The organism is Rathayibacter sp. PhB127 (assembly GCF_003751665.1).
Taxonomy (GTDB): domain Bacteria; phylum Actinomycetota; class Actinomycetes; order Actinomycetales; family Microbacteriaceae; genus Rathayibacter; species Rathayibacter festucae.
The window spans coordinates 202,485-222,938 of record NZ_RKHW01000002.1; the positions used below are offsets into that span (position 1 = coordinate 202,485).

The following is a 20,454-nucleotide window of genomic DNA, read 5'->3' on the forward strand; positions in this document are numbered from 1 at the left end:
ACATGTCCTCGAAGAAGGACCGCAAGGACCGCGACGAGCTCGAGCAGGCCGGCACCGCCGACGTCGAGAACGCGCAGCTGGCCCGGGTCCTGGACCGCGTCCTCGCCGTCCAGCGGCCCGCGGTCCTCGCGAACATCCGCGCGCTGCGGCGCCGCCGGCCGAACGCGACTCCCGAGCAGCTGATCACCTCGCTCGAGCGCCAGTACCTCTCGAGCGTCGCCGCCGGTGGCGCGGCCATCGGAGCGACCGCGGTCGTCCCCGGGATCGGCACCGCCGCGTCCGTCGCGCTCTCCGGCGCCGGTGCGATCGGCTTCCTCGAGGCGAGCGCCCTCTTCGCGCAGTCGGTCACCGAGGTGCACGGCATCCGCCTCGAGGACCCGGACCGCGCCCGCGCCCTGGTGCTCACGCTGATGATGGGCTCCTCCGGCAGCGAGCTGGTGCGCCAGGTCGCCGGGCACGCGACCGGGACCAGCGCCGGGATGAACCAGTACTGGGGCTCGGTGGTGACCAAGGGGCTGCCGTCGTTCCTCGTGGGCGAGCTGGCCGACCGGGCGAAGAAGTCGTTCGCGAAGCACTTCCTCGCGCAGCAGGGTGCGGGGCTGCTGGGGCGGGCGATGCCGTTCGGGATCGGCGCCGCGCTGGGCGGGGTCGGCAACGCGATGCTCGGCCGCAAGGTCGTGCAGAGCGCGCGCGACGCCTTCGGGCCGGCCCCGCGCGAGTTCGGCAACACCTTCGTGCTCCCCCCGACCAAGGCGGAGCGGAAGGCGCTCGCGGCCGGTGCCGAGCCGCTCGAGCTGCACGTGCGCGACTACGGCGGAACCGGCGAGAAGGTCGCCCTGCTGCTGCACGGGCTCGGCACGGACTCGCGCGTCTGGTACGCGCTGGTGCCGACGCTGCACGAGCACGGCTACCGCGTCGTCGCGCCGGACCTCGCGGGGCACGGCGGCTCGCCGAAGTCGCCCGCCTACTCCGTCGACCACTGGGCGGAGGACGTGCGCGCCTCGGTGCTGCAGTCGCCCGACCTGGTGATCGGGCACGGCCTCGGCGCCGTCGTCGCCGCGCGGCTCGCCCCGGAGTACCGCGCCGAGCGGCTGATCCTGCTCGACCCCGCCTTCTCCGACGCGAAGGGGCTCGGCAGCGCCCTGCGCCGCGGCGGCTCGATCGCGCACGTCGAGAAAGGCGACGCCGACGACCTGCGCCACCGCCACCCGATCTGGACCGACGAGCAGATCGAGCTCGACGTCTCGGCCCACGCGCTCTGGGACCCGGAGTCCGCGGCCGGACTGACGGCGCGCGGAGCGGCCGACGCGCCCGACGCCTTCCCGGTGCCGACGCTCGCCGTGCTGCCGGAGGACCCGCTGGGCCACTCCTCGCTCGGCGACGTCCTCGCCGACCACGGTGCGGAGGTCCGCACGGTCCCCGGCGCGGGCGCCTCGATCCTCCGCGACGACCGCGCGGCCCTCATCGCGGCCCTCGCCGACCGCCTCTGATCTCGACCTCCGCCGAGCGGGATCGCCGAGGCGATCCGGTTCCCCGGGTCTCGATACGCCGCTGCGCGGCTACTCGACCAGCATGGGGGGGGGCTGAGCGTCCGCCTCCGCAACATGCTGATCGAGTAGCGCCCGCAGGGCGCGTATCGAGATCCACCCACCGAACGATGCAGGGGCTCGCCGTGCCGCTTCGCGGCTCCTCACTCACTCGAACCGGCTCAGCCTCGATCGAGCGCAGATCGAACACCGCGGAGAGGCGTCGTAAGGACGGTCCTGACCGGCAGATCATGACAACGGTCCTCACCGGCGATGCGGAGCCCGATCTTCTCGGCGACGCGCTGGGAGGCGCTGTTCTCGGGATGGATGATCGCCACGAGGCGTTCCGCGAGGCCGCACCGTCGAGCCAGCTCGAGACAGGCGGCCGCGGCCTCCGTGGCGTAGCCCCGCCCCTGCAGGGAGGAGCGGACGTGGTAGCCGACCTCCAGCTCGGGGACGCCGTTGACGCTCTGCCAGGTCAGGCCACAGTCCCCCACGAACTCGCGGTCCATGGTCTCGATGACCCACAGCCCGAAGCCGTCGCGCTCGTAGTTGCGCCGGTTCCAGGCGATCCAGTCGGCGGCCTCAGCGCGGGTCTTCGAGGCCGGGTAGTAGCGCATCACTTCCGCGTCGCCGAGCAATCCGGCCAGGAGATCGACGTCCGCCGCGGTCATCTCGCGGAACCGGAGTCGTGCGGTGTCGAACGGCAGCATCAACGCCACGCTACCGGCACGGCACGCTCCCGCCTGTCTCGATACGCCGCCGCCCGCGGCTGCTCCGCTCTGCGTCCAGAGGGATCGGAGGGCCGGACCGGGTGGGGGACGTGACCTGAAAGGACACTGTCCGACGACCGTTCAGTCGTGTCCACCCGGCCCGGTGAAGTCATCCGACCGGATCGCGAGATCCGGAAGGAGACACGACATGGTAACCAACGCCGAGCGGTTCGGACCAGGGGGCGCGGGGATCGGCACGGAGAGCAGCTGCATCACGTCGAGTCCTCGATCTCACCGGTCGAGCCCGGCAGCAGAGCGCGGAGCCGCCGCATCCCTGCTGATCGAGTAGCGGCCTCAGGGCGCGTCTCGAGATTCAGCCTCCAGACGATCGCGGGTCTCCGAGAAGACATCACCTGGTTCGTATGGGGAAAGCCCTGCTGATCGAGTAGCCCGCGCAGCGGGCGTATCGAGATCCACCGTCGTCGGAAGGCGAGTCTGCAGACCCGTCCTGCTGGTGATGGTGGGTCTCGATACGCCCCTGCGGGGCTACTCGACCAGCATGACGGGGCGCAGCCGCGTCCTCTCCCCCACCACGGAGACACAAAGCGGCTTCGCCGCGGCACGGCTACTCGACCAGCACGAGCCGCGAGCCGCGCGCGTTCTACTTCTTGGCCTTGGCGGCGGCCTTGGCGGCCTGCTTCGTGGCGCGGACCTTGGTCAGGGACTCGGGGGAGACGATGTCGGCGACCGAGCGGAACGAGTCCTCCTCGCCGTAGGCGCCGGCGGCCTCGCGCCAGCCCGCGCCCTCGAAGCCGCGGCGCTTGCCGAGCAGGGCGACGAAGATGCGGGCCTTCTGGTCGCCGAAGCCGGGCAGCGCCTTGAGACGGGCGAGCACCTCGCGGCCGTCGGGGTCGTCGCGGGTCCAGATGGCCGAGGCGTCGCCGTCCCAGTCGTCGACGATCGCGCGGCAGAGGGTCTGCACCCGGCCGGCCATGTTCGCCGGGTAGCGGTGGATCGCCGGGGGCGTCCGGGACAGCTCCGAGAAGCGGTCCTCGTCGAAGTCCGCGATCGCCGCCGCGTCGAAGGACGACCCCTCCTCGGCCAGGCGCTGCTCGAGCTTCAGCGGCCCCGAGAACGCCGTCTCCATCGCGACCTGCTGATCCAGCAGCATGCCGATCAGCAGGGCGAGCGGGTCGCGGGTGAGCAGCGCGTCGGCGTCGGCGTCGTCGGTGATGTGCAGGGCGGAGTCGGCGGTCATCCTCCAGGGATACCACGGACGGCGGGACCGCCGCCGAGCAGTGCACGGACGGTGCGGTCGATCGTGCTCAGCGCGGCGGTCAGCTCGAGATCGCTCGCGCTGCCGTAGCCGAGGACCAGCGCCTCCTCCTCCGCGCGGTCGGCCAGGGCGTAGTCGTCGAGCGGAGCGACGAGGAGCCCCTCCGCCGTGAGCGCCGCCACCACCGCCCTCGCCGTGAGCGGCGCGGGCAGCCCGAGCACGACGTGCAGCCCGCCGTCGAGTCCGCGCGCCGAGCCCCAGTCGATCGCCTCGGAGAAGTCGCGGACCAGCCCGCGACGGTGCGCGTAGCGGCGCCGCGAGCGGGTGAGGTGCCGCCGGAAGCCGCCGCCCGCCATGAACGCGGCGAGCGCCTCCTGCGTGGGGCCCGAGACCGAGGCGTCGCGCTCGGCGTCGACCTCCCGCACCGCCCCGTGCAGCCACGACGACGGCGGCAGCGCCAGGTACGCCACCCGCAGCCACGGCGACACCGTCTTCGAGAACGAGCCGACGTGCGCCACTCCCCCGCCGCCATCGAGCGACGCGAGCGCCGGCAGCGGTGCGCCGACGTAGCGGAACTCGCTGTCGTAGTCGTCCTCGATCACCAGCAGCCGCTCCGTCGCCGCGCGGCGCACCAGCTCGAGCCGGGCGGCGAGCGCCAGACGCCCTCCGGTCGGGTACTGGTGCGAGGGCGTGACGACCACGACGTCCGCGCCGCTCGTCGCGAGCGCGTCTAGATCGATGCCGTCCGCATCGACCGGCACCCCCACGAGCTCGTGGCCCTCCGCGCGCAGCCGCCGCCGCACCGCCGGGTAGCCCGGGTCCTCCACCGCCACCCGCACCGGACGGCCGAGCGCGGCGACCGCCGCCCGCACCAGCAGCGCGACGGCGTCCGCGGTCCCGCTCGTCACGAGGACGTCCTCCGCCTCGACGTCGATCCCGCGCGAGCGCCGCAGCTGCTCGGCGATCCGCCTCCGCAGACCCGCGTGCCCCGCTGCCGACGGCAGCTCCGAGGGCGGAGCCGAGAGCGCCGGCCGCCAGGCGGCCCGCCACTCCGGCCCGTCCAGATCGCGCGTGTCCGGGCGCCCCGGCCTCAGATCCAGCCGGACCGTCGCCGGCATCACCGCCGCCTCCGCCCGCTCGACCCGGGACCGGATCGGCACGACCACCCCGTCGGCCGCCACCGTCACCGCTGCGCGCGGGTGCGCCACGAGGTAGCCCTCGCCGACCAGCTGGTCCACCGCGGCGACGACCGACCCGCGCGAGACCCCGAGCTGCTGCGCCAGCACTCGGCTGGACGGGATGGCGTCGCCGGCCCCGTAGCGCCCGTCGAGCACCGCCGCCCGCAGCGCCTCGGCCAGCCCGGAGCGGACCGCTCCGCGCTCCGGCGCCCGCAGCAGCAGCGGCACCTCGAGATCACCGGACGCCATGGACTCCCCCGTTCTGGACCACTCGACCCGTGGCTCCCTGGCATTCTCGCAGATCCAGTGCAGACGCGATCCTCGGACCATGGACACCCTCGACACCACCGACCGCACCCGCGTCACCCGGCTCCGCGACCGCCAGGTCCTCGACCGCGGCGCCCTGGACGCCCTGCTCGACGAAGCGCTGATCGCGCACGTCGCCGTCGTTCGCGACGGCGCCGCGATCGTGCTGCCGATCCTCTTCGCCCGCGACGGCGACGACCTCCTCCTGCACGGCTCCAGCGGCGGCGGCCTCCTGCGCGAGGCCGCGCGCGGCTCGATGCTCACCGTCGCCGTGACCCTGGTCGACGGCCTCGTCGTCGCCCGCTCCGCCTTCGACAGCTCGATGAACTACCGCTCCGCGATGATCCTCGGCCGCGCCGAGGCCGTCGAGGGCCCCGGCAAGGCTCGCGCCCTCGATCTGCTCACCGAGCGCTTCCTCCCCGGCCGCTCCGCCGAGATCCGCCCGAGCACCCCGCGCGAGATCGCCGCCACCCTCGTCCTCCGCCTTCCCCTCGCCGAGGCGAGCCTCAAGATCCGCGCCGCCGGCCCGTCCGACGACGACGCTCAGACCCCCGGCGTCTGGGCGGGCACCGTCCCCCTGGTCACCCGCACCCTTCCCGCGGTGCCGGCCCCCGGGTCCGTGTCCGATCTCCCGGCGTCGGCGACCGCCTTCACCAGCACGGTCGACAGCACGGTGCCGCCCTTCCGCTGACCCCGCACCGACATAGGAGGACGAATCTGCAGACCCGCGCCACAGAGGACGGCGGGTCTCGATACGCCCCTCCGGGGCTACTCGACCAGCATGGATGGGCCCCTCCGGGGCTACTCGACCAGCATGGATGCGGCGCCGTCATGCTGATCGAGTAGCCCGCGCAGCGGGCCTATCGAGATCCACCTTCGTTAGCAGGCGAGTCTGCAGATCCTCCCGGTTGACGACGGCGGGTCTCGATACGCCCCTCCGGGGCTGCTCGACCAGCATGGACGGGCCCCTGCGGGGCCGCCCGACCGGCATGCCGACGCTGCGCTCCCGTCCGACCGAGCACGAGGCGCGGGTGCGGTGCCTCGTCGCGGCTCCTGGCTCGGGTCTGGCGGGCGCGCCGCAGGCGCGCGGGAAGGAGCCGCGACGAGGTACCGCACCCGCGCCGTCGCGCAGCGACGCGCCCCGAGCCGCCCCCGCGCCGTCGCGAAGCGACGCGCAGTCCTGCCCCGGGACGGACCTACTTGGTGTCCTGCCTCGGGAACACGACCTTCTGCACCACGATGATCACCGACGCCGCCACGGGGATCGCCACGAGGGCCCCCAGCACGCCCGCGAGCGTGCCGCCCGCGACCGCCGCGATGACGACGACGGCGCCGGGCACGGACACGGCGCGGTTCATGATCCGCGGGCTGAGGACGTACGCCTCGACCTGCATGTAGACGAGATAGTAGATCGCCGCGACGAGCGCCGTCACCGGCGAGGCGAGCAGGCAGGCGAGCGAGATGATGACGGCGCCCGAGATCGTCCCGACGAGCGGGATCAGCGAGCCGAGGAAGGCCACGCAGGCCAGCAGCGCCGGCACCGGGCCGCCGATGATCAGCAGCAGGATGAAGGTCAGCACGCCGTTGACCGCCGCGAGCGAGACCTGGCCGACGACGTAGCGGCCGACCGCGCCGGTGATCTCCTCGCCGACCTCGCGCGCCTTCGGGCGGTGGGAGGCGGGCGCGAAGCGGTACGCGACCGACTTCATCGAGCGCAGCGAGGCGAGGAAGTAGAGGGTGAGGATCAGCACGATGATCGCGCCGGTGACGCCGCTCGCGATGCCGCTGCCGACCGCGAGGATGCCGCCGCCGAGCGAGAGCAGGTTGTTCGGGTTGCCGATGAAGCTCTGCACGTTGCCGATGAGCGAGTCGACGTCGACGACGCCGCTGAGCTGCCGCTCCAGGTCGAGCACCCACGGCTGCGAGGCGATGTCGGAGACGATCCGGGGAGCGCTCGTCACGAAGATGGTGAGCTGCTCGATCAGGATCGGGATGATGTAGAGGAGCAGCCCGGCGAAGATCAGCAGCACCGAGGCCAGCACGATCGTGATCGCCAGCGCGCGCGGGATCCTCTTGCTCTCCAGCCAGGAGACGAGCGGGTCGAGGCCGAGGGCGAAGAACAGCGCGACGAAGACGTAGGTGAGCACCGTGCTCAGCGAGACGACGAGCCCGCCGACCACGAGGGCGACGAGCACGCCGAGACCGCCGAACAGGCCGATCCGGAACGAGCGGATGGTGAACTGCGGTCGCTCCGGGTCGCTCGACACCACGATGTCGGGTTCGACGACGGGCTGGGCCGGCGCGGCGGCACGCCGGCGGGAGCGGGCGAAGGCGCGCGGGGTGATCATGCGTCGAGCGTAGCGGGGCGCGGACGGCCGCCCGCGCCGCGGGAGAAGGCTTGACGGACGGGCGCCGGAGAGGTGGCCGGCGGCCCGCTCAGCGCTCGGGATCGTGCTCGTCGACGGCGGCGTCGTCGCGGTGCAGCTCGGCGTGCCGGTCCCACTCGGCGAGCAGCTGCTCGATCGCCGCGTGGAAGCGGGCGGTCGCGGCTCCGGGGCTCGTGTCGCCGAAGTAGTGGGCGACCCAGCGCTCGAGGCGCTCGACCGCCGCCTCGTCGTGCTCGACGCTCTTGAGCCGGGCGACGATCGCGGTCGCGTCCTCGGCGCGCAGCCACTCCGCGTCGCCGAGGTAGCCGGACTCGTCGACCTCGGCCGCCGGGCTGATCGGCCGGGTGACCAGCAGCGGGCGGCCGGTCGCGAGCCGGTCGTAGACCATGGCCGAGACGTCCAGCACCGCGATGTCGGCGGTGAGCTGCCAGCCGAGCTCGGCGGAGGTGTCGTGCACGTGCCGGGCCGCCGGATCCGCTGCGTTCGCCGCCGCGATCAGCGCGACGATCTCACGGTCGGCCGCCCCGTAGGCCGGGTCCACGGCGCCGCTGCGCGGGTGCGGCCGGTAGACCAGGCGGTAGCCGGGGTCGGCCAGCAGGGCGCGGGTGAGCGCGACGCCGTGGGTGCGGATCGAGCCGTAGCCGGCGGCAGGGCGGTCGCCCTCCCAGGTGGGCGCGTAGAGGACGACGCGCCGCTCGTCCGCGGGGTACGGGGTGCGGCCGGAGACGTGGTCGGCCTGCGGGCGGCCGATGGCGAGGGCGCGCTTGTCGAAGTCGAAGTCCCAGAGCACGCGGCGCAGGCGCGCGAGCGCGGCGTCGCCGGCGATGAAGCTGTAGTCGTAGGCCTTGAACTGGTTGGTCGTCATGTACATCTTGTCGCTCTCGCCGTGGTTGACGAAGACGTGCCAGCGGCGCCCGTAGCGCATCATCTGGAAGTTGCGGGCGTTCTGGTTGACGTAGAGGACGATCCGCAGCGGCTGCTCGTCGATGGCGGTCTCGAGGTCGGCGACGGAGCGCACGTGCGCGACCGGGATCGGGCTCTCGCGCAGCAGCGCCCGGGTGGCGGTGGCGTTCCGGGAGAGGAGGACGACCGGATGGGTCTTCGCGAGCTCCTGCAGCGGCGCGTACCACTGGCGCAGCTGGTAGAGGTTGATGTCGCCGTCGGCGAAGTAGACGCCGATCTCGAACACGCCGGGTGTCAGCGGCGCGCGGGCCGCGAGCTCGCGGGCGACGTCGCGGCGGGCCCGCCGTGCGGTGAGCAGATCGCGGGCCACTCCGCGCGCCAGCGTCGCGTCCCGGAGCAGGCGGGAGAGGACGGCGCGGGGTGCGAGTGTCATCGCTCCAGGCTACAAGCCGGGGTTCAGCATGCCGATCGAGCAGCCGGAGCGGTGTCCAGCATGCTGATCGTGCAGCCCGCGCAGCGACCACCATGCTGATCGAGTAGCCCGCGCAGCGGGCGTATCGAGATCCACCGTGGCCTGAAGGCCGGCTCTGCACACCGGAGTCCGTGCGACCGTGGGTCTCGGTACGCCCCTGCGGGGCTACTCGACCAGCATGGATGGCACCGCGAGCTGGCGGACGGTGGGTCTCGATACGCCCCTGCGGGGCTACTCGACCAGCGTGGATCTGCGGGGCCGCTCGACCAGCACGGCTCTGCGCTCTACTCGGTCGGCGAGGTGGACGCCGGCGTCACGCGCAGCCAGACGAACTGCAGGGGGGCGAGGCGGAAGCCCTCGCGGAGGTCGACGGCGATCTCGGTGACCAGGTCGACCGCCTCGGGGGCGAAGCCGCCGAAGCGCTCCGGCGCGACCTCCTGCGCCTCGTCGGAGACGTTGGCCAGGACGAGCACGGCCTCGCCGTCGCCGGGGCGCTGGTAGCCGAGAACGTGGTCGTTGACCGCGTCGAAGACCGTGAGCGCGTTGCCCGCGAAGAGGTCGGTCCGCTTGCGCACCGCGATCAGGTGCAGGAGCCCGCCGAAGATCTCGGCGGCGTCGGCCCCCGGGGTCTCGCGCTCGGCGTAGCGCTCCGCGGGCCGCCGCGGGCGGTTCACCCAGCGGGAGTCGCCCGCGGTGCTCGGATCGTCCAGATAGCCGTGGTCGTTCAGCTGTCCCACCTCGTCTCCGAGGTAGAGCAGCGGCAGACCGCCGGTGCTGAGGGCGAGGGAGTGCGCGAGCAGCACCCGGTCGATCCCGTAGGGGTCGCCCGCCTCGACGCCCGCGAGCGAGGCCGTCGTCCCGGACACTCGCCGGTCGCCCGTACGCGGGTTCTCCTGGAACGGCACGCCGCGCGCGAACGTCCCCTCGAAGCGGTCGGTGTAGAAGTCGTTGAGGAAGCGCCGGTGCCCGGCCGCGTCGATGCCGAGCTCGGCGGCGTCCTCGTCGGCGAAGGTCCAGCCGATGTCGTCGTGCCCGCGGACGTAGTTGACCCACGCCGTCCCGGCCGGCAGCGCGTGCCGCCGCTCGAGCGCCTGGGCGAGCAGCCGGACGTCGCGGGTCGCGAGCGCCTCCCAGGTCAGCGCCATCTGCAGCGGGTTGTAGGAGAGCTGGCACTCCTCGAGGTCGATGTACTCGATCACCTCGTCGGGGTGCACGATCGCCTCGGACTTGAACAGCAGCGACGGCGCGGCGAGCCGGCAGACCTCGTTGAAGGCGCGCAGCAGCAGGTGCGCCTCGGGCTGGGACTCGCAGGTGGTGCCGAGCTCCTTCCAGATGAAGGCGACCGCGTCCATCCGCAGCGCATCGACGCCCTGGTTGGCGAGGAAGAGCATCTCGCCGGCCATCGCGCGGAAGACCTCGGGGTTCGAGTAGTTGAGGTCCCACTGGTAGCGGTGGAACGTCGCCCACACCCAGCGGCCGTCCTCGAGCTGCACGAAGGAGCCGGGGTGGTCGTCCGGGAAGATCTCTCGGGTCGTGCGCTCGAAGGCGTCCGGCTGCTCGCGGTCGGGGTAGATCCAGTAGTAGTCCTCGTAGCGCTGCTCGCCCGCGAGCGCCTTCCGCGCCCACTCGTGCTCGTTCGAGGTGTGGTTGAAGACGAAGTCGACGACCAGCGCGATGCCGTGCTCGCGCAGCTCGGCCGCGAGCAGGCGCAGATCGTCCATGTCGCCGAGGTCCGGGCGCACGCGGCGGTAGCTGGACACCGCGTAGCCGCCGTCGGACTCGCCCTCCGGAGCGTCGAAGACCGGCATCAGGTGCAGGTAGTTGAGCCCGATCTGGCGGAAGTACGGGATCTCGGCGCGCAGACCCGCGAGGTCGCCGGCGAAGCGGTCGACGTAGCAGACGCCGCCGAGGGCCTTGTTGGAGAGGAACCAGTCCGGGTGCTGCCCGCGGGCACGATCGAGCGCGCGCAGGTCCTCCGGGCGCTCCTGCCAGGAGGTCGCGGCGAGCTCGACCAGGGCGACGATCTGCTCGACGAGGTCGTCGCGATGCGCGTAGACCGCGGCGAGCAGGTCGACCAGCCGCGGGAGGCGGGCGTCCAGGCGAGACTGGAACTCCGGATCCTCGACCGGTCCGCCGAGGGCGTCCACGCGGGAGCGCACGGCCGCGATCAGGTCGTCGGGGGTGGGTACCGGCTCGGCCAGCACTGCACCGGGCAGAACTGTCGAGGGGAGTTGCGTCGAATCGAACACCGTCGTCCTTCCGAGGGGCGTCCGCCCGGCGGGGGGCGGATTCCCCGATGCTAGACGATCGGGGGACGCCCGGCGACCGTCATGCGCAGCAGCGTCCGGCCTGCCAGAATGCGGCGCTCCCCGGGGTCGGCGGTCCAGCCCTCGCGCCAGCCGGCGAACCAGGACCGGAGCGCCGGACGGTCGTTCCGCCAGCGGAGGCACTGGATCGCGGTCCACGAGCCGACGTAGGCGAGCGCGAGCGGAGCCGGCAGCGAGCGGCGGGCGAGCCACACCCGGTTGCGGGCGTTCAGCCGGTAGTAGTCGGCGTGCCGGGTCGGCTGGATCACCGGGTGCTGGGCGACGAGCTCGCCCGCGTACCAGGTGCTGCGCCCGGTGTCCCAGACCCGCCAGGCCAGCTCGATGCCCTCGTGCGCGTAGAAGAAGGGAGCGGCCCAGCCGCCGGTCCGCTCGAAGACGTCGCGGCGCAGCACCACCGCGCCCTCCCAGACCGAGAAGACGGGTCCGGAGCGGCGCGGGTCGCCCTTGAGGATGCGCGGGGTCCAGCGCCGGGGCGCGGGCGTGCCGTCGATGCTGTCGACCCGCGGTTGCACCATGCCGATCCGGCGGGGCGAGGCGAGCAGCGCGATCGCGTCGCGGAGGAAGCTCGGCGACGGCACGCGCGCGTCGTCGTCGAGGAAGAACAGGTACTCCCCCGCGACGGCCGGCACGCCGGCGTTGCGGCCGGCCGGGATGCCGAGGTTCTCCGGGAGGGCGAGCGCGCGGACCCCCTCGGGCAGTCCCTCGGGTGCCCAGCCGTTGCCGACGCAGACGACGTCGAGCTCGACGCCCTCCTGGGCGAGGACGCTCGCGAGCCCGGCCGCGAGGTCGTCGGGCCGCGTGCCCTGGGTCAGGACGACGACGCCGACGCGCGGCAGCGCGCCCGGCTCAGGACCGGACACGCTTGGACGCCATGATCGCGACGAAGTGGCCGACGAGCGCGAGGAGCGCGAGCGGCAGCAGCGCCGACACCAGCACCCGGTCGGCCGTTCCGGCGCCGACGACCAGCCCGACCAGGCTCGCGGCGAAGGCCAGCATGGTCAGCTCGACCGAGTGGTACAGCCGGTGGAACGGCACGAACCGCGCGGCACGGCGCAGGCGTGCGAGAGCGGAGGAGGACGGCGTCGCCTCCCCCTTCGTGTCGGCGAGCTTCGTCAGCCCGGCGTTCGCCCGGGCGACGTGCACCATGTCGTTGAGCGCCTTGTTCAGCACGATCACCAGCGCGAGCGCGAGGCCGATCGAGGTCCAGAGGAAGTCCTCGGGGGCGTCGAAGGGGATCCCGGCGGCGCGCAGCCCGAGCGCGATCGGGATCAGCGACTCGGTCGTGTAGTGGCCGACCTTGTCGAGGAAGACGCCGGCGGGCGACGAGGTGCGGCGCCAGCGCGCGACCTCGCCGTCGCAGCAGTCGACGAGCATCTGCAGCTGGCCGAGGATCAGCGCGAGGGCGGCGCCGCCGATCCCGGGGATCAGCAGCGCCGCGGCCGCGCTCCAGCCCACGAGGATCATCAGCCCGGTCACGCCGTTGGCCGAGATCGAGGTGCGCAGCAGCTGCATGGTCAGGTACGGCGAGAAGCGGCGCAGGTAGAGCGACGCCGTCCAGTGCTCGGCGTTGCGCCGTCCGCGGACCTCGGGCGGCTGGGCGACCGCGCGGAGCTCGGCGATCGATCGCGGTCTGGCGGTGCTGGTCATGCGTCCCTCGCGGAGTCGGCGGCGGAGTCGGCCGCGGGGTGGTGGCGGTGCGCCGCGATGTTGCTGGTGAGGCCCGCGAAGCCGAGCACGAAGCCGGTGCCCCAGGCCACGTGGATGGCGGGGATCACGACGAGGAACCACAGCATGGCGCGCGGTCCGTCGACGCGGGCGACGGCGATCGTGGCCGCCGCGACGAGCGCGAGGTAGCCGACCGGGACGACGAGCCCGAGCAGGAGCCACGGCGCTGCGCCGAGCAGCGCCTGCAGCGCTCCGGCGACCCCGGCGAGCAGGCCGAGGGCGAGCAGCGCCACGAGGACGGGGGGTGCGAAGTAGCGCAGGGACCGCGAGGCCGGGAACAGCCGGGTCAGCTCGCCCCGCCACATCCCGGTGGAGAGGAACTGCCGCAGCAGCGCCCGCATCGACGGCCGGGGCCGGTAGGTGACGGTGAGCCGCGGGGTGAACCAGACGAGTCCGCCCGCCTCGCGCAGCCGACGGTTGAGCTCCCAGTCCTGGCCGCGCTTGAAGCGCTCGTCGAAGAGCCCGGCGCGCTCGAGGGCGGAGCGGCGGAAGACGCCGAGGTAGACCGTGTCGGCCGGGCCCTCCTCGCCGCCGACGTGGTGCGGGGTGCCGCCGAGGCCGATCCGCGAGCCGTAGGCGCGGGCGACGGCGCGCTGGAACGGCGTCAGCCCCTCGGCCGCCATCACTCCGCCGACGTTCGCGGCGCCCGAGCGCTGCAGCGCCTCGACGGCGATCCGCGCGTACTCGGGCGGCAGGACGGAGTGCGCGTCGACGCGGACGACGACGGGGTGCCGCGAGGCGCGGATCGCGGCGTTCAGTCCGGCCGGCGTCGAGCCGACGGGATTCGCCACGACGCGGATCCGCTCGTCGGCCGCGCTGAGCTCGGCGACGAGCCGCTCGGTGCCGTCGATGCTGGGCGCGAGCGCGAGGACGACGTCGAAGGGCCCGGTGTAGTCCTGAGCCAGCAGGGAGTCGACCGCTGCCCGCACGTGTGTGACCTCGTTGAGCACGGGCATCACGTAGGAGACGCCGGGCAGATCGGGGAGGTCGTCCGTCGGGGTCTCGGGCTGCATGGGTCCAGTTCGTGAGGCGGGGCCGGGCGTCCTGGCCGGACGCGGGCGCCCCACACTACCAGCGGGTCGCGCACCGCCCCGCGGACGCGGAGCAGCCCCCGGGGACGGATCCCCGGGGGCTGCCGCTCACTGCGGAAGGAGTCAGCTGGTGGCCATGGTGCCGAGCGTGACGTCGACCTCGAAGGTCTTGCCGTTGCGCACGTAGGTCAGCTTCACGTCGGCGTTCGCGGCCTGCGCGCGCACCTGGGCGGTGAGGTCCGAGGCGCTCGTGATCGGCGTCCCGGCCACTCCGGTCACGATGTCGCCTGCGGCCAGGCCGGCGGCCTGCGCGGCACCGCCGCTGGTCACCTCCTGGATCTTCGCGCCGAGGACGTCCTGGGTGGAGTCCGAGACGCTCGCGCCGAGCAGGCCGTGGGTGGCGGAGCCGTTCGCGATGATCTCCTTCGCGACGCGCTCGGCGATGGCACTCGGGATCGCGAAGCCGACGCCGATGTTGCCGGACTGCCCGCTCGAGCTCGAGGACTGCCCCGCGCTCGCGATCGCCACGTTGACGCCGATCAGCTCGCCGTCGCTGTCGAGCAGCGCGCCGCCCGAGTTGCCGGGGTTGATCGCCGCGTCCGTCTGGATGACGGGCAGCGAGATGGTGCTGGTCGCCGGCGTCTGCTGGGTCTGGCCGGGGATGTCGAAGTTGAACGGGCTCTCGGTGCTGCCGCTCGAGCTGTCGCCCGAGTCGTCGGGGGCGGCGGAGGAGGCGACCTGGATGCTCCGGTTGAGCGCGCTCACGATGCCGTCGGTGACGGTGCCGGAGAGACCCAGCGGCGCGCCGATCGCGACGGCCGTGTCGCCGACGTTGACCTCGGTCGAGTCGGCGAAGGTCATCGGGACCAGGTCGGTCGCGTCGGCCAGCTTGATGACGGCGAGATCGAGTGTCGGGTCGGTGCCCACGATGGTCGCGGTGAAGATGCGGCCGTCCTGCGTGGTCACGGTGACCGCGCCGTCCGAGATCTGGCCGTCGAGGGTCACGACGTGGGTGTTGGTGAGGACGTAGCCGTCCTTCGAGAGCACGATGCCCGAGCCGGTGCCGGACGAGGAGCTGCCGGCGACGGCGATCGTCACGACGCTCGGGGTGGCCTTCGCGGCAACGGCGGTCGCGGTGGTCGCGTCCTCGGCGTTGTTCACCGTGATGGTCTGCGAGCCGCTCGAGGAGACGACGCGGGTGCCGGCTCCGTTGGAGGCGGACCAGAGGCCGAAGACGCCGGCCCCGGCTACTCCGCCGACGACCGCGCCGATGGCGAGGGCCGCGACGACGCCGACACCGGCGCGGCGCTTGGTGGCGGTGGGTGGGCCGACCGGGGGCTGGCCGCCGCCGAACGAGCCCTGCTCGCCGACGGGCGGCTGCTCGGTGCTCTGCACGGTGTGCGCGGCGGGAGGGGCGAACTGGCCGTAGCGCGGGGTCGGCGGGACCGGCTGTGCCTGGTTCCCCTCCGCCGAGTTCGACGTGTAGGACGGGAGGGGCTCGGTGGGCCCGGTGGACGACGACGGCTCTCCGGTGCCCAGCGGGGTGGTGGGCTGTCCGGGGGTGTGCTCGCCGGAGATGGGCTGGTTCGCCTCGTGGCGGCGATCCTCCGGCGTGCGGGGATCCTCCGGCTGACGAGGACCGTCGTGACTCTCGGTCATGGGTGGTGCTCCTTCCAAGCGGGGATAGCTTGACCAGAGAACCTGTGCGTTCCTTATGACGCGCCTGCGAGCGGCACGCCAATGCCCGCCGACGCGCCCGCGGGGGCTCCAGCCGCCAGACTGGCGGGGTGAGCATCCACGGATCCTGGACCCGCGCCGCCGCCGGCGCCGGTCTTCTCGGCCCGAGCGGCGAGGTCGCCGCCACCGTCTTCAGCGAGATGAGCGCGCTCGCCGCGCGCACCGGGGCGATCAACCTCGGTCAGGGCTTCCCGGACGAGGACGGACCGCAGGAGGTGCTCGAGGCGGCGCGCGCGGCGATCTCCGCGGGCCTCAACCAGTACCCGCCGGGGCCGGGCTTCCCGGTGCTCCGTGAGGCGGTCTCCGCGCACCAGCGCCGCTTCTACGGGCTGGAGGTCGACCCGGACGGCGAGGTGCTGGTCACCACCGGCGCCACGGAGGCGCTCGCGGCGACGCTGCTCGCGCTCCTCGAGCCCGGTGACGAGGTCGTCACCTTCACTCCGCACTACGACGCCTACGGCGCGCTGATCGCCCTGGCCGGCGGTGTGCACCGCACGGTCCCGCTGCGGGGGACGGATTTCCACGTCGACCACGAGGAGCTGACGGCCGCCGTCACCGACCGCACCCGCGTCGTCCTCGTCAACGACCCGCACAACCCGACCGGCTCCGTGCTGCCCGCCGAGACCCGGGAGCTGATCGTGCGGCTCGCGCACCGGCACGACGCGCTGATCGTCACCGACGAGGTCTACGAGCACCTGCGCTTCGACGGCGGCCATGTGCCGATCGCGACGCTGCCCGGCGCCCGGGAGCGCACGCTCACCGTCTCCTCCGCGGGCAAGACCTTCAGCACCACCGGCTGGAAGATCGGCTGGATCACCGGGCCGCGCGCGCTGATCACCGCGGTGCTCGCGGTGAAGCAGTTCCTCACCTATGTCAGCGGGTCGCCGTTCCAGGGCGCGGTCGCCGTCGGCCTCGGGCTGCCCGACTCCTTCTTCACCGGCATCGCGGCGACGCTGGAGCGCAAGCGCGACGTGCTCTCCGCCGGACTCGCGGCGGCCGGCTTCACGGTGTCGCCGTCGGCGGGGTCGTACTTCGTCGTCGCGGATGCGGCTCCGCTCGGCTGGGACGACGGGGTCGCCTTCTGCCGGGCGCTGCCCGGGCTCGCCGGAGTGGTGGCGGTGCCGGTCTCGGCGTTCTGCAGCGCCGAGGACGCGGACGCCTACCGCTCGCTGGTGCGATTCGCGTTCTGCAAGCGCTTCGAGGTGCTCGACAGCGCGGCCGAGCGGCTAGCGGGACTCGCGCGCCGCGGCTGACCGGCGGCCGGCCCGGACGGGGCGGACCTCGAAGCGCCGCAGCGCGAGCGCGGGGTTCCTCTCCCGGGCCGCGGCGATGCGCTCCTGCGAGAGCCAGGCGACCGCGACGTCCTCGACCTCGCCGAGCGTGGCGATCTCGACGCCCATGGGGTCGACGATCATGCTCGTCCCGACGCCGATCGGCGGGGTCTGGTCGGCCGCGACGAGGTAGATCGTGTTCTCCAGCGCGCGGGCGGTGACGAGGGTGCGCCAGTGCGCCTCCTTGAGCGGGCCGCGGACCCATTCGGCGGGGGCTGCGACCACGTCGGCGCCCGCGTCGACGAGCCAGCGGGTCACCTCCGGGAAGCGCAGGTCGTAGCAGGTCTGCAGGCCGACGACGAGGCCGCCCACCTCGAAGGTCTGCGGCACGCCGATCTCGCCCGGCGCGACCCAGTCGGACTCGGTCTGACCGAAGGCGTCGTAGAGGTGCAGCTTGCGGTAGGTGGCGACGACCGTTCCCCCGGGCTCGACCGCGACGAGGGTGTTGGCGATCCGCTTGCCGTGGTCGACGGACTCGACCATGCCCGCCACCAGGTGGACGCCGAGCTCGCGCGCGATCTCGCCGAGTCCCTGAACGAACGGGCCGTCGAGCGCCTCGCCCGCGGCGACGAGCTCGGGGCCGAGCGGATCGACGAAGAACGAGCTGTACTCGGGCAGGACCACGACGCTCGCACCGCGCTGAGCGGCGACGCCGGCGAGGCGGCGGATCACCGCGAGGTTCGCCGCCCGGTCGTCGGTCGGAGCGAACTGCGCGACGGCGAAGCCGACGGCCGCCGCACTCGCGGGCTGGGCGGCCTTGCGCGTCGAGGCTCTGCGCTGCGCCGCCATCAGCTCGGCGGGTAGAGGAAGAGCGGGACGCTCGAGGCCGGGATCGTCCGCGCGTGGTACGCGTGGTCGTTGCCCCAGTTGTACTCCTCGAGTGAGACGGTGCCGTCGCCGTTCACGGACTGCACGTAGGCGACGTGGTTGCCGTTGAACCAGGCGACGGCGCCGGGGACGGGCGTCGTGCTGGTCTCCCAGCCGTGCGAGGCCCACTGGCCGGCCCAGGCGTAGGCGCTGCCGCCACCGGGGGTCAGATTGCCCCAGGTCCACTTGAACGGTGCGCCGGTGGAGCCCTGGTCGCGGTTGAGGCGCCAGGCGACGAAGTCGACGCACTCGCGGTAGTAGTAGCGCAGCGGCGAGAGGCCGCCGCCCTGGTCGTCGGTCAGCGCGTCGCGCCAGGGGTAGTCATCACCCTCCTCGCGGGGGGTGACGGAGCTGCTGGTGCCGCCCGAGCGGGTCGGGGAAGCGGCGGCCGAGGACGTGCCGGAGGCCTCCTCGGCGGCTGCGGCGGCGGCGGCAGCCGCGGCATCGGCGGCGGCCTTCTCCGCGGCGGCGGCCAGGGCGCGCGCCTGCGCGGCGGCCTCGTCGAGCTGCGCCTGGGTGGGGGCGGTGAAGGAGTCGCGGATGACCTGCTCCTGCACGGCGGTCGACGCGACCGTGAGCTTCTGGTTGCCGAGCGCCTGGATGCGGGCGGCGGCCTCGATCGCGGCCTGCGAGTCGGGGGCGGGGTCGAAGGAGTAGGCGGGAAGGGCCATCACGGCGACCATGCCGGCGATGGCGGCGGCCGCGACCGTGCTGACCGTCGTGCGGAGGACGCGACCGCGGCGCCGACGGACGGGCGCCACCGTCGCGAGGACGGGTGTGCGCACCGCGACGGGGGCGACGGGCACCGGCCGGGTGCGGGGGGTCGGACGCTGAGCTTGTGCGGCGGATTCGGCGTCCCGCCGGCTCCGGCGGGTGAGGTGGATCCCCTCGCTCGGGGACCCGTCCCGGGTCGCTCCTGCGGTCTCGTCCACCTGTTCGTCGCTCACACCAGCACCCTTCGCATCCCGGACGAGGATAGCGTGCGCCCCGGGCCGACACACCGAGCGACTCGGGGTCGACGCGGCGGCGGGGCGATGGTGGGTCTCGATACGCCCTGCGGGCTACTCGACCAGCATGCGGGGCGGACGCGCCTCCGGCACACTCGGATCGAGCAGCCCGCGGAGCGGGCCGCTCCTGCTGATCGAGTAGCCCGCGCAGCGGGCCCCTCATGCTGATCGAGTAGCCCGCGCAGCGGGCCCCTCATGCTGATCGAGTAGCCCGCGCAGCGGGCCCCTCATGCTGATCGAGTAGCCCGCGGAGCGGGCGTATCGAGATCCACCGGCGTCAGAAGGATGCGTCTGCAGGGCTGTACTGCTGGCGACGGTGGGTCTCGATACGCCCCTGCGGGGCTATTCGACCAGCATGCAGTCGCAGTCGCAGTGCAGCGTGCTCCTCGTGATCCACCGACCGGCGGAGTAGCGTCGCGCGCAGGACGCGGCGACGGCGCTGCGCGGACGGGAGTGCGGTCATGATCCGGAGCGAGCGGGCCTTCAGCGGGTTCAGCGTGCGGGACGTCGAGGCGGCGAGGGCGTTCTACGGCGACGTCCTCGGGCTGGACGTGTCGGTCAACGCGATGGGGATCCTCGACATCGCCCTGCCCGGCGGCGGGAGCGCCATCGCCTACCCGAAGCCGAGCCACGTGCCGGCCGAGTTCACGATCCTCAACTTCGCCGTCGAGGACGTCGACGCGGCGGTCGCAGCGCTCAACGACTCCGGCGTCGTCACCAAGATCTACTCGGACAGCGAGATGCCGACCGACGAGAACGGCGTGATGCGCGGGCGGGGACCGACGATCGCCTGGTTCCGCGACCCGTCGGGCAACGTGCTGAGCGTCATCGGCGCGGCCTCGTAGCGCCGTGGGACGCCGCCGTTAACGACGAAAGCCGGCCGCTTTCGCGACCGGCTTCCGTCTTCTTGTTGCGGGGGCAGGATTTGAACCTACGACCTCTGGGTTATGAGCCCAGCGAGCTACCGAACTGCTCCACCCCGCGGCACAAGAAGAGACACTACACGGGGATCAGGACCGATGCAAATCGAGCGGGCATCCGGAGCGGGCAGTGCCGTGCTCGGCGGCTCAGACGGGCTTCGTCGCCGTCCACGCGACACCGTCGAGGGCGCTCGCGGCGACCTCGAGACCGGTCGCCCGGAGAGCCTCCGCGACCTGATCCGCCGAGCGCTCCCAGGTGCGCACCGCCGGGTCGTCGACGCGCGGCCGCGCCTGTGCGCCGATCACCGCGGTCCCACCCGGTGCGACGAACCACTCGACGATCCGCGCCCACTCCTCGAGATCGGGGAGCCAGGCGACCGCGTCCAGGGTCGTCACGACGGCGTCGAAGGCGTCGGGCTCGGGCAGCATGTGCCGCAGCTCGTAGAGGTTGGCGCAGACGAAGCGGGTCCGCTCGGCGAGACCGCGCTCGCGCGCCGCCTCGCGGGCCAGCCGGATCGCCGGCATCGAGAAGTCGACGCCGATGACGTCCTCGCCCCGCTCGGCGAGCAGGAGCGCGTCGCCCCCGACACCGCACTGCAGGTGCAGGACCCGCGCCCCGGTCGGCACCGTCGCCCCGAACGCCCGGAGGGGCGCGCCGTCGCCGGCACGCCCCTCCCAGTACTCCCGGTTCGGATCGAGCCACTCCCCTGCACGCAGGTGCTCGCCACGATCGACCTGGACCATCGGC

At 73.2% G+C, this 20,454-nt stretch carries 17 protein-coding genes and 1 tRNA gene; 4 read left to right on the plus strand and 14 right to left on the minus strand.

Features of this window, described 5'->3' with window-relative positions; all coding sequences use genetic code 11:
- Positions 1-2 precede the first annotated feature (2 nt).
- Entirely contained in the window at positions 3-1,490 is a 1,488-nt protein-coding gene (locus tag EDF22_RS11505; RefSeq protein ID WP_123705084.1) for an alpha/beta fold hydrolase, read from the plus strand.
- Positions 1,491-1,708: 218 nt separating this feature from the next.
- On the opposite strand, the gene EDF22_RS11510 is transcribed toward EDF22_RS11505, so the two are convergent.
- The 3 genes from EDF22_RS11510 to EDF22_RS11520 all read right to left on the minus strand — a co-directional run bounded on the left by EDF22_RS11510 (position 1,709) and on the right by EDF22_RS11520 (position 4,942).
- Positions 1,709-2,239 (minus strand): GNAT family N-acetyltransferase, encoded by a 531-nt coding sequence (locus tag EDF22_RS11510; RefSeq protein ID WP_123705586.1) that lies wholly within the window; start codon positions 2,237-2,239, stop codon positions 1,709-1,711.
- A 661-nt stretch (positions 2,240-2,900) separates the two neighbouring features.
- Complete coding sequence (locus EDF22_RS11515) at positions 2,901-3,497, minus strand: HhH-GPD-type base excision DNA repair protein (RefSeq protein ID WP_123705085.1); 597 nt, start codon at positions 3,495-3,497, stop codon at positions 2,901-2,903.
- Positions 3,494-4,942 carry a PLP-dependent aminotransferase family protein gene (locus EDF22_RS11520; RefSeq protein ID WP_185038873.1) on the minus strand — a complete coding sequence of 483 codons (1,449 nt, stop codon included), beginning with the start codon at positions 4,940-4,942 and terminating at the stop codon, positions 3,494-3,496. Before EDF22_RS11520 ends, EDF22_RS11515 begins: the two co-directional genes overlap by 4 nt.
- 79 nt (positions 4,943-5,021) lie before the next feature.
- On the opposite strand from EDF22_RS11520, the gene EDF22_RS11525 reads away from it, so the two are divergent.
- Positions 5,022-5,690 (plus strand): pyridoxamine 5'-phosphate oxidase family protein, encoded by a 669-nt coding sequence (locus tag EDF22_RS11525; protein ID WP_123705087.1) that lies wholly within the window; start codon positions 5,022-5,024, stop codon positions 5,688-5,690.
- Positions 5,691-6,195: 505 nt separating this feature from the next.
- Here the strand turns inward: EDF22_RS11525 and EDF22_RS11530 are convergent.
- From EDF22_RS11530 to EDF22_RS11560, 7 genes are all read right to left on the minus strand, one after another.
- Positions 6,196-7,347, minus strand: coding sequence for an AI-2E family transporter (locus tag EDF22_RS11530; protein WP_123705088.1), 1,152 nt, complete (start codon positions 7,345-7,347; stop codon positions 6,196-6,198).
- 88 nt (positions 7,348-7,435) lie between these two features.
- On the minus strand, positions 7,436-8,722 hold the full coding sequence (locus EDF22_RS11535) for a hypothetical protein (protein WP_260303428.1): 1,287 nt from the start codon (positions 8,720-8,722) through the stop codon (positions 7,436-7,438).
- Positions 8,723-9,045: 323 nt separating this feature from the next.
- On the minus strand, positions 9,046-10,920 hold the full coding sequence (locus EDF22_RS11540) for an amylosucrase (RefSeq protein WP_397460166.1): 1,875 nt from the start codon (positions 10,918-10,920) through the stop codon (positions 9,046-9,048).
- 140 nt (positions 10,921-11,060) lie between these two features.
- A complete protein-coding gene (locus EDF22_RS11545; RefSeq protein ID WP_123705089.1) occupies positions 11,061-11,948 on the minus strand; it encodes a glycosyltransferase family 2 protein in 888 nt (295 codons plus the stop codon).
- Positions 11,935-12,735 (minus strand): CDP-alcohol phosphatidyltransferase family protein, encoded by an 801-nt coding sequence (locus tag EDF22_RS11550; RefSeq protein WP_123705090.1) that lies wholly within the window; start codon positions 12,733-12,735, stop codon positions 11,935-11,937. Before EDF22_RS11550 ends, EDF22_RS11545 begins: the two co-directional genes overlap by 14 nt.
- A complete protein-coding gene (locus tag EDF22_RS11555) occupies positions 12,732-13,826 on the minus strand; it encodes a glycosyltransferase family 2 protein (protein ID WP_123705091.1) in 1,095 nt (364 codons plus the stop codon). The genes EDF22_RS11550 and EDF22_RS11555 overlap by 4 nt, the downstream gene beginning before the upstream one ends.
- A gap of 141 nt (positions 13,827-13,967) precedes the next feature.
- A complete protein-coding gene (locus EDF22_RS11560) occupies positions 13,968-15,503 on the minus strand; it encodes a S1C family serine protease (protein ID WP_123705092.1) in 1,536 nt (511 codons plus the stop codon).
- A 128-nt stretch (positions 15,504-15,631) separates the two neighbouring features.
- Here EDF22_RS11560 and EDF22_RS11565 point away from each other — a divergent pair, with 128 nt between their 5' ends.
- Entirely contained in the window at positions 15,632-16,834 is a 1,203-nt protein-coding gene (locus EDF22_RS11565; RefSeq protein WP_123705093.1) for a pyridoxal phosphate-dependent aminotransferase, read from the plus strand.
- Here EDF22_RS11565 and EDF22_RS11570 read toward each other — a convergent pair.
- Both EDF22_RS11570 and EDF22_RS11575 read right to left on the minus strand, forming a co-directional pair.
- The gene (locus EDF22_RS11570) at positions 16,808-17,701 is read right to left on the minus strand and encodes a carbon-nitrogen hydrolase family protein (protein ID WP_123705094.1); all 894 of its coding nucleotides are present in this window, start codon (positions 17,699-17,701) and stop codon (positions 16,808-16,810) included. The genes EDF22_RS11565 and EDF22_RS11570 overlap by 27 nt on opposite strands.
- Positions 17,701-18,726, minus strand: coding sequence for a CHAP domain-containing protein (locus tag EDF22_RS11575; protein ID WP_148059181.1), 1,026 nt, complete (start codon positions 18,724-18,726; stop codon positions 17,701-17,703). Before EDF22_RS11575 ends, EDF22_RS11570 begins: the two co-directional genes overlap by 1 nt.
- Before the next feature lie 521 nt (positions 18,727-19,247).
- On the opposite strand from EDF22_RS11575, the gene EDF22_RS11580 reads away from it, so the two are divergent.
- Positions 19,248-19,631, plus strand: a complete 384-nt coding sequence (locus EDF22_RS11580) for a VOC family protein (RefSeq protein WP_123705096.1) — start codon at positions 19,248-19,250, stop codon at positions 19,629-19,631.
- 65 nt (positions 19,632-19,696) lie between these two features.
- Here the strand turns inward: EDF22_RS11580 and EDF22_RS11585 are convergent.
- A tRNA-Met gene (locus EDF22_RS11585) sits at positions 19,697-19,770 on the minus strand.
- 83 nt (positions 19,771-19,853) lie between these two features.
- Positions 19,854-20,450, minus strand: coding sequence for a bifunctional 2-polyprenyl-6-hydroxyphenol methylase/3-demethylubiquinol 3-O-methyltransferase UbiG (locus EDF22_RS11590; protein WP_123705097.1), 597 nt, complete (start codon positions 20,448-20,450; stop codon positions 19,854-19,856).
- Positions 20,451-20,454 lie beyond the last annotated feature (4 nt).

Bases quoted from the DNA above. Each gene is read 5' to 3' on its own strand.
- EDF22_RS11550 (WP_123705090.1), bottom strand. From the start codon at position 12,735: ATGACCAGCACCGCCAGACCGCGATCGATCGCCGAGCTCCGCGCGGTC.
- EDF22_RS11560 (WP_123705092.1), bottom strand. From the start codon at position 15,503: ATGACCGAGAGTCACGACGGTCCTCGTCAGCCGGAGGATCCCCGCACG.
- EDF22_RS11520 (WP_185038873.1), bottom strand. From the start codon at position 4,942: ATGGCGTCCGGTGATCTCGAGGTGCCGCTGCTGCTGCGGGCGCCGGAG.
- EDF22_RS11525 (WP_123705087.1), top strand. From the start codon at position 5,022: ATGGACACCCTCGACACCACCGACCGCACCCGCGTCACCCGGCTCCGC.
- EDF22_RS11510 (WP_123705586.1), bottom strand. From the start codon at position 2,239: ATGCTGCCGTTCGACACCGCACGACTCCGGTTCCGCGAGATGACCGCG.
- EDF22_RS11535 (WP_260303428.1), bottom strand. From the start codon at position 8,722: ATGACACTCGCACCCCGCGCCGTCCTCTCCCGCCTGCTCCGGGACGCG.
- EDF22_RS11590 (WP_123705097.1), bottom strand. From the start codon at position 20,450: ATGGTCCAGGTCGATCGTGGCGAGCACCTGCGTGCAGGGGAGTGGCTC.
- EDF22_RS11530 (WP_123705088.1), bottom strand. From the start codon at position 7,347: ATGATCACCCCGCGCGCCTTCGCCCGCTCCCGCCGGCGTGCCGCCGCG.
- EDF22_RS11555 (WP_123705091.1), bottom strand. From the start codon at position 13,826: ATGCAGCCCGAGACCCCGACGGACGACCTCCCCGATCTGCCCGGCGTC.
- EDF22_RS11505 (WP_123705084.1), top strand. From the start codon at position 3: ATGTCCTCGAAGAAGGACCGCAAGGACCGCGACGAGCTCGAGCAGGCC.
- EDF22_RS11580 (WP_123705096.1), top strand. From the start codon at position 19,248: ATGATCCGGAGCGAGCGGGCCTTCAGCGGGTTCAGCGTGCGGGACGTC.
- EDF22_RS11570 (WP_123705094.1), bottom strand. From the start codon at position 17,701: ATGGCGGCGCAGCGCAGAGCCTCGACGCGCAAGGCCGCCCAGCCCGCG.
- EDF22_RS11515 (WP_123705085.1), bottom strand. From the start codon at position 3,497: ATGACCGCCGACTCCGCCCTGCACATCACCGACGACGCCGACGCCGAC.